Annotated in this window: 7 protein-coding genes; all 7 read left to right on the plus strand. The window is 44.7% G+C overall.

From position 1 onward, the window contains the following. Positions 1 to 20: 20 nt before the first annotated feature. The 7 genes from rnc (at position 21) to PLE34_RS02875 (ending at position 13,097) form a co-directional block, all read left to right on the plus strand. Entirely contained in the window at positions 21 to 746 is a 726-nt protein-coding gene (gene rnc, locus PLE34_RS02845) for a ribonuclease III (protein WP_324554126.1), read from the plus strand. A gap of 269 nt (positions 747 to 1,015) precedes the next feature. Further along, a complete protein-coding gene (locus PLE34_RS02850) occupies positions 1,016 to 1,573 on the plus strand; it encodes an RNA polymerase sigma factor (protein ID WP_324554020.1) in 558 nt (185 codons plus the stop codon). Continuing rightward, entirely contained in the window at positions 1,560 to 2,297 is a 738-nt protein-coding gene (locus tag PLE34_RS02855; protein ID WP_324554022.1) for a hypothetical protein, read from the plus strand. Before PLE34_RS02850 ends, PLE34_RS02855 begins: the two co-directional genes overlap by 14 nt. A 3-nt stretch (positions 2,298 to 2,300) precedes the next feature. Beyond that, on the plus strand, positions 2,301 to 5,510 hold the full coding sequence (locus PLE34_RS02860) for a CHAT domain-containing protein (protein WP_324554024.1): 3,210 nt from the start codon (positions 2,301 to 2,303) through the stop codon (positions 5,508 to 5,510). A gap of 89 nt (positions 5,511 to 5,599) precedes the next feature. After that, positions 5,600 to 6,721, plus strand: coding sequence for a type IX secretion system outer membrane channel protein PorV (gene porV / locus PLE34_RS02865; protein WP_324554025.1), 1,122 nt, complete (start codon positions 5,600 to 5,602; stop codon positions 6,719 to 6,721). Between the two features lie 46 nt (positions 6,722 to 6,767). Then, positions 6,768 to 11,993: a T9SS type A sorting domain-containing protein gene (locus tag PLE34_RS02870; RefSeq protein ID WP_324554027.1), complete on the plus strand. Its 5,226-nt coding sequence runs from the start codon at positions 6,768 to 6,770 to the stop codon at positions 11,991 to 11,993. 222 nt (positions 11,994 to 12,215) lie between these two features. Beyond that, positions 12,216 to 13,097, plus strand: a complete 882-nt coding sequence (locus tag PLE34_RS02875; RefSeq protein WP_324554029.1) for a sugar phosphate isomerase/epimerase family protein — start codon at positions 12,216 to 12,218, stop codon at positions 13,095 to 13,097. Positions 13,098 to 13,477: the final 380 nt, after the last annotated feature.

Raw genomic sequence — 13,477 nt, forward strand, 5'->3', positions numbered from 1 at the left:
AATTCATTCACTTGGCATTAGTGCGGTATTTTATTCAGTATCTTGGAATTGACAAAACCAACCGGTCCTTTTATAAACAACTATGCAACGTTCTCGGTTTTGCCCCTGGCACCCTTTCTCTCTATAAAACAGCCTTAAGCCACCGTTCTGTAAAGGAAAGCGCAGACGAAAACAATGAACGCCTCGAATATCTGGGCGATGCCATCCTCAGCGGTATCGTGGCAGATTATCTTTTTAGAAGATACCCCTACAAAGGAGAAGGCTTTTTAACGGAAATGCGCAGCAAAATGGTAAACCGCCAAACCCTTAATGAAATTGCCGTGAAAATGGGGCTAAAAAAAATTACTATTTATAATAAAAGCGACGGATCATTAAAGGTGAGCCAGATCTTTGGCAACACCTTAGAGGCGCTGGTTGGCGCTATTTATACCGATAAAGGATTTAATCAAACCAAGCAATGGGTGTTAAAACGCATCATTATTCCCCATATGTTTATAGAAGACCTGGAAACATTAGAGATCAATCATAAAAATAAGCTCTACGGCTGGGCCAATAAAAATGGAAAGAACCTGGAGTTTGAAACCTTAGAAGAACGGTTTGAAAACGGAAGACGTTTATTTACGGTAGGAGCAGTGGTGGATGGGGAATTACTGGCGGAAGGGAAAGCCTATAATAAAAAAGATGCCAGCCAGATCGCTTCCCAGATTGCCGTAGATAAATTAGGACTGGGTAAAATAGAGGATTGAACCAAACCTGGAGGCCCCGCGCATTCGCAACACTTGCTATATTCCGCTAAGCAAATATTACCCCGAACCTTTTAGCTTTTTTCATTAACCAGGATAAATGGTGTTCACCTTGCTGCCATCAGCTTGATATATAATCAGAATGATAACATCGCCGTAAAAGAAGTATGGGCGGGCAATGTGGAACGTCTTTTTTATAAGGGGATTTATGTTCTTTTTATAAGGGGATTTATCCAAAAATCGTATCTTCCCTTCAAAAGATATTATTCGTTTTGGAAACCCTTACCAACTGGTCATCCAGCAACCCTGAAGACTTATTAAAGCAAGTGTATGCAGACAATTATCCCTGGCTGGAAAATTATGTCCGGCAAAACTCCGGCAATGATTCAGACGCAAAAGATGTTTTTCAGGAAAGTATTGCTGCGGCATGGATGAGCCTGCAGCAAGGACGGTTTAAAGGAGATAAGGCACAGTTTAATGCTTACCTCCGCCAGATTTGCAGGTTTAAATGGATCAATCAAATAAGATCTGCCGCGAGAAGTAAAATAATTTACAACGATGCATTACTGGACCATGAAGTGGCAAATAACGGTCATGAGGTGCTAAAGGACCAGTTGCAGCAAAGCGGTTTGCTGCAGGAGTGCTTTATGCAGTTGGGCGCCAAGTGTAAGCAGGTGCTGCGGTTGTTTTATTACAAGCGGGAATCGCTCGGTGAAATTGCGGCGGGCATGGGTAATACGGAAGAAAGCATAAAGACCATTAAATACCGTTGCATGATGCAGCTAAGAAAACTTTTTTTGGAGCAAAATAAAAAGCATGGAGGAGTATAGGGAGCATATAGATCAGCAACTGTTTGAACGGATAGAAGCATATCTGCTTGATACAATGAACGCTTCGGAAAGATTTCAGTTTGAAGCGGCTATGGTGGGAGATGAGCAGCTTAGGAATGAAGTTGACCTGCAGCGAAAGCTGGTTGCTGCCGTACAAACGGCAATTTTTGATGATAAAACAGTTCAGCATATACCGGCGGCAGAAAACACAGTTCCTATAAGGAAGATTTCATTAAAATGGTGGTATGCCGCGGCTGCAGTGTTGCTGGTTGCTTCCGCCACATGGTATTATCAAAGCATATCCGTTACTCCCGGTAAACTATTTACCGGCTATTTTCATGCCGACCCCGGGTTGCCGGTGGCGATGAGCAGCACAAGCGAGTATGGTTTTTATGATGGGATGGTGAGTTACAAAGAAGGCGATTACAACAAAGCGATCGAAATATGGACCGGGTTAAAAGAAAAGGGATTGCTCACAGACACGCTGCAATATTATATAGGTGTTGCTAGTCTTAATAAAAATGATTTCGAAGGGGCCGTGCAGCATCTCCTGCCTGTAGCGGAAAATAAAGCGGGTGAATGGCAGCAAAAAGCCGCCTGGTACCTGGCTTTAGCCTATGTAAAAACCAACAATATAACAGAGGCAATGAAATGGTTGCAACAATTAGAGGACGACAGCCAGGCACAATTACTCATTAAAGCACTTCAAAAATTATCTTCCTGAACAATGCGCTGGCTGATTGTTTTATGCTTTGGTTTGCTTACCGGTAATCTGTCGGCGCAGGGTTACTACCAAAAATCGGTAGATGCTTACCGGGCGCTGAAATACGACAGTGCTTTTTTGTATATTGAAACTGCCCTTAATCATTACCGCACCCTTAGGGTAACCGATAGCCTGGTGCTGGCATACATACAAAAAGCGGATATGGTATGGAGCCAAAAGAGCACGCCTCTTGCACTGGCTGTAATTGATTCTGCCATTATAATAGCAAAACAGTTGCCCTTTAAAAATCCTTTGCATGTAGCTGCCTTTAATAAGAAGGGACAGATCCACGTACATAATAAGGAAGCGGAGAAAGGAAAAAAATATTTGCTGCAGGCACTGGATCACGTAGATAAAAATGCGGCGCCTAACGGTATCTATTCCGCCTTATACACCAATTTATCATGGTTGTTTCTGGAGCTGCAGGATTTTACCCCGGCATTGGCCTATGCGGAAGAAGCAAAAAAAATAAATGAAAATTTATACGGGAAAGATGCGCGGCAGTTACTGGGTGTATACCAGTCATTAATGCTGATCGCGCACGACGCGGGCTGGTATAACCAGGCAGAGCAGTACGGTCTGGAATTTTACAGGCTTGCCAACCTGAACCTGCCGGCCAACCACCCCAATAAAGGGCTGATGCATAATGATCTTGGTATTTTATATGAAAGCATGTACCGCCTTGATGAAGCCCTTTTTCACAAGCAACAAATGGTGCATATTATTCAGCAGGATTATGCCAAACATAAAAACCCGCAGCTGCTGGCCATCGCCTACAATAATATGGGGAGCTTTTATCATACAATTGGAGAGCTGCAGCTTGCACTGGAATATTATGATAAAGCCAAACAGTTGCATGAAATTAATTACGGGGCAGAGAGCGCCGGTATTGTTCGTCCGCTTACACATTTGGCCAACCTTAAAAGTGCTGTTGGCAATTACGATGAAGCGGATAGCCTCTATGCCAGGGCTTATGCGCTGCAGAAAGTTTATGCCGGTGGCGATTGGCTCAACCTCGCTTATGTTGAGTCGCAATATGGCGACCTTTTTTTTAACAGGGAACAATACGCTGAGGCCGAAGATTTTTACCTGAAGGCATTGAACAATAATAAAAAAGCAGGTATTACCAGCACCAGTATCGTTGAGCAAACACGTACCACGCTTGCTGAAGTGTATGCGCATACAGGGCGATCAGGTGAGGCTATAGCTATATTGCGAAAGGTGCTTGAAAAATATCGCAGCGTTTACCCGCCGGGTAATATTGTTATTGCCGGGCAGTACAACAAAATAAGCAATGCGTATTTATTGAACGATCAGCCGGCGCAGGCCCTGCTTTATTCCGACAGTACCTTCTTAGAGCTGCTGCAGATTCCCGTGCTGCCCGATGGCGGTTGGATAGAAAAGCTGCCTTTTAATCACCATATTATCCGGTACCTCCAAAACCGGGCAGCGATAGAATCCCGGTTATATAAAAAAAACGGAAAAACGCAGCAGTTGCACAAGCTGCTCCAATTAGCCAACGGCTATGGCATATACCTGCAAAAAAGCTTACCGGCTTTAAGAACGCAGGCATCGCTTTTGCAACTGGCAACACAGCATAAAGCCATTTATAATGCCGCTATGGAAGCTTGCTGGGAACTGCATCAAAAAGAACCCGCTAAAAATTTTGCTGAAAAAGCATTTGAATTTTCAGAAAGAAGCAAGGCTTTACTGTTACGGCTGGCTGCCAATAATATTATGGTAGATGCCAGCCGCAGTACCAAAAATGCGGCGGATGAGAAAGATTTGTACTGGCGTAAACGGATCAGCTCCTTAAATACCCAATACATAGATGCCGGCAGCAGGAACGACTCCCTGCTTACATTGCTTACGGCTGCTATGGAAGGTTATTATCGTTTCCAGGACAGCATGCTGCAATCGGGTAATGGTATTGCAAAACTGAAATATAACTTACAACCTTTAAGTATAAATGAAATACGCAGGCAAATGCTGCGTGAAGGACAAACTTTATTGCAATACGCCGTTACGGATACCGCTGTTTTTATTTTTGTACTGAACAACAAAGGCTTTTATATGCACCGTTTACAGAAACGGGTATTGGATGATGTTACGGCTTTAAAAGATTTGTACAGCTTGTCTGCAACAGCTTTCAGGGAACCTGCTTACCGCCTGTACCAGCAGCTTATTCAACCGGTGGAGCAGCATTTTATTTCCGGTCAGTTGATTGTGGTACCGGACGCAGAACTGTATTATCTTAATTTTGAGCTGCTGGTATCTGATAATAATGCGGTTCAGTTTAACAAGATGAATTACCTGGTTCGCCGGTATAATATTGCCTACCAGCTTTCGGCAACCAATGCCGTGCTTCTGCAATCGGCCAGGCCTGCGGCAGGCGATAGGGCTATGTTGCTGGTGCCGGTATTTACAGATGAAATGAAAGATGCTTACCGCACATCTGTAGGCGACACCGCCATGACCGACCCGCAGTATTATAATTTATTGCGGCAGCCTTTTACGCTTCTTGCAGCGCAGCAGATCAGCAGGCATGTAAAAAACGACCTGTTTACCGGGCAAAGCGCCATTGAAAGTGTTTTTAAGCAACTGGCAGCAGGTTATCATATTTTACACCTGGGTACCCATGCCGAAGTAAACCATACTGCGCCATTACAGTCCCGCTTTTTCATGGCTAAGCCGGTACCGGCAGATTCAACGGGTATGGATGACGGTTACCTCCATGCTTATGAAATATATGCCACGCCTTTGCAGGCCGAACTGGCGGTATTAACAGCCTGCGAAACAGGAAGCGGCAACTGGAGCCAGGGAGAAGGGGTGATGTCGCTGGCGCACAGTTTTATGTATGCGGGCTGCCCTTCCGTAGTAATGAGCTTGTGGAAGATTGATGAAAAAGCCAGCGCGGATATTATTACCCGCTTTTATAAATACCTTGCCAAAGGCCTTTCCAAAAGTGAAGCGCTCCGATCTGCCAAGCTGCATCATATCGAAGCCTCTCATCCGGCATTATCGCACCCCTACTTTTGGGCAGGTATGACGCTGGTGGGCGACAGCAGCCCGCTCTATACATCGTATGCGTGGCTTTGGTTTACAGGTGGTGCACTCATTCTGGCAGCTATGCTCGGCTTCCTGTTCTTTCGCCCTGGTTTCAGGAAAAAATAAGTTTTCGACGAATTTTTTAAAAAAAACCGGTTTTGCTGTTTACCGTGTTGGAGAATAATTGATATAGAGATACAATTATTCCATTGCACATGAAACCATTATTGCTTTTGAGAAGAATGGCACTGCTTATTTGTGGCTGCCTGGTGCTATCGGTTGCCACAGCGCAAAAACCCCTCAACATTGCTACTACACCCGTTCCTTTTTTACGCATCGCGCCCGATGCCCGTTCCGGCGGAATGGGGGATGCAGGTATTGCCACCCTGCCCGATGCAGGCGCCGGCTTTTGGAATATGGGCAAAGTAGTGTTTAATGAAGAAGACGGAGGCGCTTCCGTTTCCTATATTCCCTGGCTGAAAAAGATAAGCGATGATGTGTATTTTGCATCGGCAGGCGGCTTTTATAAACTGGATGAAAACCAGGCAATAAGCATTGGTCTGAGGTATTTCAGCCTCGGTAATATTCAATTCACTTCTGATGGCAGAAATAACCTGGGTGGAAGCAACCCGAGAGAATTCAGCGTTGATCTGGGCTATTCCAGGAAACTAACAGACGGGCTGGGACTGGGTATTGCTGCCAGGTATGTTCATTCGGGGCTGGTAAATAATGTTGCCGATCCGGGTGTGGTTTACCAAAACGGCACGGCTGTTGCCGCCGATATAGGGCTGTATTACGATAGCCGTTCAGAAGGAGATGGCTTTACTTTTGGCGCTGCCTTTACGAACCTCGGCAGTAAGATATCCTATATAAAAAATACTGCGGAAAAAGATTTCATACCTGCCAACCTCGGTATCGGGGCATCATGGAATAAAGTATTCAATGAAATACATGCTGTTTCAATAGGGCTTGATGTAAATAAATTGCTGGTGCCGGTACCGGAAGGAGATTCCCCCGATGCAGTGAGCAGGTACAGGCAAAAAGGCGTGGCGGAAAGCTGGGGAAATTCCTTCGGCGATTTTCCCGGGCAGGTGGGTATTGCTGCCGGGCTGGAATACTGGTACGATAAGCTGTTTGCACTGCGTGGCGGTTATTATTTTGAAGCAAAGGAGAGAGGAGACAGGCAATACCTTACAGCAGGTATTGGTGTACGTTATAATATATTGGGATTTAATTTTTCATACCTCATACCATCGGGGAACGGTATAACCCAGCATCCGCTTTCCAATACACTGCGTTTTTCATTGCTGCTTAACTGGAGCAATAATGCTTATTAAATCTATTCGCTTATATCAATAGTTTCTTCCTTAAAAAATTTACTGTATGAGATTAACTTTACTCTTTTTGGTGGCTTTGCTATCATGGAATGGCCTGGCGGCACAATCTGATTTTGCAACAGCGGAATCGTTAGCTACCGGAAACAGTAAGTCCGGTACCATTGGCCCTGCTAACCGCTACGTATATTATAAAACCCTGTTGCCTGCCAATGGTACGGTAACCGTGTATATAAAAGGAGAACACAAACAGGGGGGTACCGGCTCCATAGATTTTTATGCATACGATAAAAGCCACAGGCAGATTGGTGTAAAAGGAACGCTGGGCGGCAAGAATATATCCCAGGGTGATAAGTTCACAGATACCGTTCGCCTTTACTCGCAGGCTGCCGACAGCATATACCTGGTGCTGTATCAAAACAGCAGCCAGACCTTTGATTTTACTTTGCAATATGAGGTGCTGGATCAAAGCGCCACTGACCCTGAACCGAATGATGATTTTTTACAGGCTAAACCGCTTAACCACCGGCAAAAGGAAGAAGGACAGATTGGTTATATAGCCAATAATGTTACCGACCGCCTTGATTACTATAAAACATTGTTGCCAACGAGCGGCACAGTAACCATTTATATAGAAGGCATCCATACCGGCGGCGGTTCGGGTTCTATAGACCTGTACGCTTATGATAAATCGCGCCGCCAGATACAGGTAAAGAGAACACTGGGGGGTAAAAATATATCCCTGGGGCAAAGATTTAAAGATACTGTCCGTATCTATTCACGCGAAGCAGACAGCATTTATTTACTGGTGTACCAGAACAGCAGCCAGTCGTTCAGCTATGCTTTGCAATACGAGGTGGCAGATCAGAACATTAATGATGCAGAACCCAACGACGAATTTTCGCAGGCTGGTGCTATTGTGCACCAGGAAACAATGTACGGAAGGATAGGGTATGTTACGAATAACGTTACCGACCGGCATGATTATTACAAAACATTGTTGCCGGTAACGGGAACCGTAAAGGTTTATATAGAAGGAACCCATACCGGCGGCGGTTCCGGCTCCATAGACTTCTATGCCTATGATAAGGAAAAGCGCCAGGTACATGTAAAAGGAACACTGGGTGGCAGGAACATAGCATTGGGAGAACATTTCAGCGATACGATTGAAATACATTCCCGTGCTGCAGACAGTCTTTACCTCTTGCTTTATCAAAACAGCAGCCAGTCATTTGATTACAGCATACGATACGAAATGGTTAATATAAGCATTGATGATGCGGAACCTAATGATGTAATTGCTGAAGCCGTACCCATAGCGCTCAATGATACCATGTATGGACGCATTGGATATGTTGCCAGTAATGTTACCGACCGCTACGATTATTACCGGGCAGTATTACCGGCCAACGGAACCTTTACCATTTATATAAGAGGTACCCATACCGGTGGCGGTTCGGGCTCTGTAGATCTGTATGTGTACGACAAAAGCCAGCGGCAGATAGCCGTAAAAGCAACACTGGGTGGAAAAAATATCACATTAGGTCAGCAGTTCTCAGATACCCTTCGCGTTTATTCGCGGACTGCCGATACGGTCTATTTCGCAGTATACCAGAACAGCAGCCAGTCTTTCGATTATGCGGTGAGCTACGAAGTGCTTGATCAAAGCACCAACGACACCGAACCCAACAATGATTTTCCACAGGCATTACCACTCCCTTACCAGGAGGTTGTAGCCGGGCATATTGGCTATATAGCCAATAATATTACCGACCGCTACGATTATTACCGCGCAGTACTGCCGGCAGACGGTACGGTAACCATTTATGCAGAAGGCGTACATACAGGCGGCGGCAACGGGTCCATTGATCTGTATATATATGATAGAAGCCGCCGGCAGATTGGTGTAAAAGGAACACTGGGTGGCAAAAATATTGGGCTGGGCGAGCGATTCAGCGATACCGTTCAGGTATTTTCCCGTGCAGCTGATACGGTCTATTTTGCGGTTTACCAAAACAGCAGCCAGAGCTTTGCCTATACGCTCAGCTACACGGTATTGAACCAGAGCGCCAATGATCCTGAACCTAATAATGACTTTTCAGAGGCTAAACCCATAGCGCATGGAGAAAGCATTGAAGGTCATATAGGGTATGTGGCAGATAATGTTACCGACCGCTACGATTATTTTAAAACCCTGTTGCCGGTGGATGGTACGGTAACGGTTTATATAGAAGGTACTCATACAGGTGGCGGCAACGGCTCCATTGATTTTTACGCATACGATAAAAGCCGCAGGCAGATTCATGTAAAAGGTACCCTGGGTGGAAAGAACATTCCATCTGGCGAAGCCTTCCGTGATACCATAGAAATAGCTTCCCGTGCTGCCGACAGCATATACCTCCTGCTTTATCAAAACAGCAGCCAGTCTTTCAGCTATAAGCTGCGCTATACCATGCCCGATGCGCTGCAGGGTGACCCTGAGCCCAACAATACTTTTGACCAGGCAGTAACAGTCAATCTTGCAGATACGGTTAAAGGGTTGATTGGGTATGTGGCCAATGCCGTAAACGATGTCAATGATTACTACAAAACCGCCATCCCTGCATATGGAAATCTCAAAATATTTATAGATGCTCAGAATACCGGTGCGGGGAGGGCAGGATTTGCTATATATGTATATGATAAAAACCGCCGGCAGGTTGGAGTTAAATCTTTAACAGCCGTTGATCCGGGAGATATGCTGAAAGACACACTAACTGTTAACTGTATAACATCCGATTCGGTATACGTGCTGGTTTACCAGCCATCGTCCGGCAGGTCATTTGCCTATAATTTTCAGTTCGCATTTGACGCACAGCAACCCGAAGCAAAAATTGGTTATACCAGGGCTGGGGGCACCTATGAGTTTACCAACGAATCAACCCTTGCTACGAAATACACCTGGAGCATGGGCAACGGAGAGCAGTATAGCACTGTAGCACCGCCATTGATCACCTATAAACCGGGAGGGTATGATGTGCGGTTAATTGTTGAAAATGAATTGTGCCGCCTGAGAGACACTACCGTAGTGGGTTTGGTGGTGAACGGACTGGACAGGTACACGCCTGAATCGGGAGGGCCGGGTAATATAATGTTTACTGCTTATGGCGGTGGTTTTCACGGAGGTATGACTGTTCAGCTAAAACAGGGTGGATTCACCAGGAGCTCAGTTGATTCTGTCAATTGGGTAAATGAGAGGGGCAGTGTCTTTACTGCTGTTGTAGATATGCACGATGCACCGCTTGGTGTATATGACGTGATCATTTCAACGAATGATACCACTTACAATATACCCGGAGGGTACGTTACGGAAGATCTCGTAAGGAAGCTGAGAGGGGAGATAGCAGGTAGAGATATCATACGGTTTAATACAGATAATGTGTACATCATGAGAGTACATAATGAAGGTAATACGATGGCCGGTCATACCGAAGTCTATCTTCTCACTCCGATGGACATGGAAGTGACAAGACTGGACAGCCTGCTGCTGGGCTCATATAACGACATCGCGCTAGATACCATTAAGGAGTACACGCTTGTTACCAAAGAAAGGGGATATCCGTATGATGGAAAGTTATGGGCATACTATATTGCCGGCATACCCGCCGGAGAATACCAGGATATAAGCTTTAACCTGAATACTGCTACTATAGGAAAAGAAAAAATACACCTTTGGGTAAAAGGACCTTATTCAGGTTCGGAATATAGTTCCATTTTTGACGACTGTATTAAATCAATTCTAAAAACAGCCGGCGATCTTTCTATGGATGGAATCAGTGTTATACCTGGATTAGACTGTGTTGCAAATGCTGTTAAGCTGGGTGTTACGTCTTTATATACGGCAGGAAGCTATTTGTGGAACAAGTTCACGGGAGGTAGTTCCGGTGGGGCAAAAACCGCCGCTTCGCTTTCCAAAGCCCTGGCGAGTGCGGCTAAAAACTGTGCAGGTGAAGCTGCTTTGATATCTGTTGTCGGCGCTGAAGCAGCCCCGTTTGTGGAACTGGTTGATTTTTATTCGGATGCTGTATTGCTCGGATTAAACCTTGGAGATAATATTATAAATATCAAGGAGAAATGCAAAGATGATCCTGAAGATGAAAAAGAAAAAGAGATAGATTCCAGGGCTTCTCTCGACCCCAATACCAAGTCAGGGCCCTCCGGCTTCGGGGAAGCGAGGTTTATAAGTGGTAATGATAAACGAATGAGCTATACCGTATTATTTGAAAATATGAATATCGCTACGCTCCCGGCCCAGGAGGTGATCATCCTGGATACGCTCGATAAGAATGTATACGATTTATCTACGTTCAGACCCAGGCAGTTCGGGTTTGGATCACAATCATACCTTATACCTGCCGGAGCAACGGAATATGTAGAAGATATTAGTTACACGCAGGATTTATCAGTAAGGTTTTATATCAAATTAGATGAAGAAACGGGTATTGTAAAAGCTACGTTTAAAACCATTGACAAAGCCACAGGGGTGGTAACGGAAGATCCGCTGGCGGGATTTTTACCGCCGAATATAACTGCTCCGGAGGGAGAAGGATATATCAGCTTTTCTGTTGACATAAAGGATAATCTGCCAAATGGAACCGTAATTGCAAACAGGGCTTCTATTGTTTTTGATGCAAATGAACCTATTATAACCGATATATGGAGCAACACCATTGACCGTAATCTTCCATCCTCCATTGTAACAGAGGCCAGAAAGGTCACCGATAGCACAATCATAGTAAAGATCAATGGCAATGATGCAGAAAGTGGTATCAGGGTATATAACTTGTATTATTCCGAAAATAATGAACCTTACAGATACGCCGGTAAAATGAGAGATTCTTCCTTATTTAAGGTCAATCCGGGAAGCACCTATGGCTTTTACAGCATTTCAATAGATAAAGTTGGCAACCTTGAAAATAAATCGGCTTCTGCTGAAGCAACGGTGCATATGAAATCCGAAGAACCTGTCAATAATGGTGACCAACTGACCCTCTACCCTGTTCCTTCCAATGGTACGGTAACCCTTGAACTAAATATAGCAGAAACACAGCAGCTCCTTATCAGCGTATATTCCGCATCCGGGCAGCGGGTAGCTGAATTATACAACGGCAGCGCCGGCAGCGGTAACCTGAAAATTACCAAAAGCCTGCATAACTTAAGCAGTGGCTTGTATTTTGTGCATGCCAGGGGCAGTAAAGGTATCAGCCAAAAAAAGAAAATGGTATTGGTGAAATAAAAATGGCGGGCAGGTTTATTATGGTTGAAGGTCCACACAATGTTGGACCTTTGCCTTTTTTAGTACCCGGTTTATTTTGCAAGACAATACCCGCCAAACGCAGGAATAATGAATTTATTAACCTGTAGCAGGTATTAAAAAGCAATATTTTCCTCCTATACATACCATACTTTGTAATTTGCTTAAATCTCAAATTTTAAATCTCAAATTTCAAATTAAATCATGCCCCGGTTAGCCGCTTTTCCCAAAGCCTTTATGCAGGCGCTTTGTAAAGATGGAACGATGACTGTTTCCGAATGGATATCACTTGCCACAGCTTTAGATATTGACGGTTTGGAATGGTATGCCGGCTTTTTAGAAATGGCAGATCAGAAAAACTGGCTGCGGTTCAGGAAAGAAGTAGAAGATCATGGAAAAGTAATTCCAATGATGTGCTGTTCTCCCGACTTTACGCATCCCGATGCAAAATTCCGCGAAAAGGAAATCGCCAAACAAAAGGGATGGATTGATATGACGCATACCCTGGGCGGATCTTATTGCCGGGTACTGTCGGGCCAGCGCCGGCCCGAATTATCTGTTGACGAAGGCGTTAAGCTTGCGGCAGACTGTATATATGCCTGCCTGCCCTATGCAGCGGAACGCGGCATTACGCTGATCCTGGAAAATCATTACAAAGACGATTTTTGGGAGTATCCCGAATTCGCGCAAAAAGTGGATGTATTCTGTAAGCTGGTAGATAGCATTCATCACTCCCATTTTGGTGTTAATTACGATCCCAGCAATACGTACCTGGCCGGTGAAGATCCCATTGAGCTGCTGAAGCGCGTATCTAACCGGGTGGTAACCATGCATGCCAGCGACCGCTACCTGAAAGAAGGTACGATTGAAGACCTTAGGAAAGAGGAAGGTGGAGCACAGGGATATGCCAAAAGGCTGAGTCATGGTGAAATAGGCAAAGGGCTGAACGATTACGATGCTATTTTTACCGAATTGAAAAGGGTTGGTTTCGATAGCTGGATCAGCATTGAGGATGGTGTGGATGGCATGGCACAGTTGGAAAGAAGCGTGGCCTTTTTAAGAAAGAAGATCAGCCAGTACTGGTGATCAGGTGTAAGGTTCTGCGTTAAAGCTATCGGCGGTCAGCTATCGGCTGTCAGCGGTCAGCGGTCAGCGGTCAGCTATCAGTTGGTATAAGGTATAAGGTATAAGGTATAAGGTATGAGGTATGAGCTACTAACGATACGCTGAATACTCCTTTTTTAACTCACACTTTGCTGTTAGCTGGATTCCCTTTCGAATTTCGAGTTTACAACTACGGATTTCTCAATTTATCGTTTTTAGTTTACCGCTAGGATTCGCTTCGGATTTAAAATTTAATATTTGAACTTTATTTGGTTCTTGTTATTTGCTATTTGGCGCTTTGTATTCCCTTCGGATTTCGAAATTCCGGCTTCGGATTTCTCAATTTATCGTTTTTAGTTTAC

It is taken from the genome of Agriterribacter sp., from assembly GCF_035445465.1.
Lineage (GTDB): Bacteria > Bacteroidota > Bacteroidia > Chitinophagales > Chitinophagaceae > Agriterribacter.

Excerpts from the sequence above, each read along its gene's own strand:
- PLE34_RS02855 (WP_324554022.1), top strand. The coding sequence starts at position 1,560 with ATGGAGGAGTATAGGGAGCATATAGATCAGCAACTGTTTGAACGGATA.
- PLE34_RS02860 (WP_324554024.1), top strand. The coding sequence starts at position 2,301 with ATGCGCTGGCTGATTGTTTTATGCTTTGGTTTGCTTACCGGTAATCTG.
- porV (WP_324554025.1), top strand. The coding sequence starts at position 5,600 with ATGAAACCATTATTGCTTTTGAGAAGAATGGCACTGCTTATTTGTGGC.
- PLE34_RS02870 (WP_324554027.1), top strand. The coding sequence starts at position 6,768 with ATGAGATTAACTTTACTCTTTTTGGTGGCTTTGCTATCATGGAATGGC.
- PLE34_RS02875 (WP_324554029.1), top strand. The coding sequence starts at position 12,216 with ATGCCCCGGTTAGCCGCTTTTCCCAAAGCCTTTATGCAGGCGCTTTGT.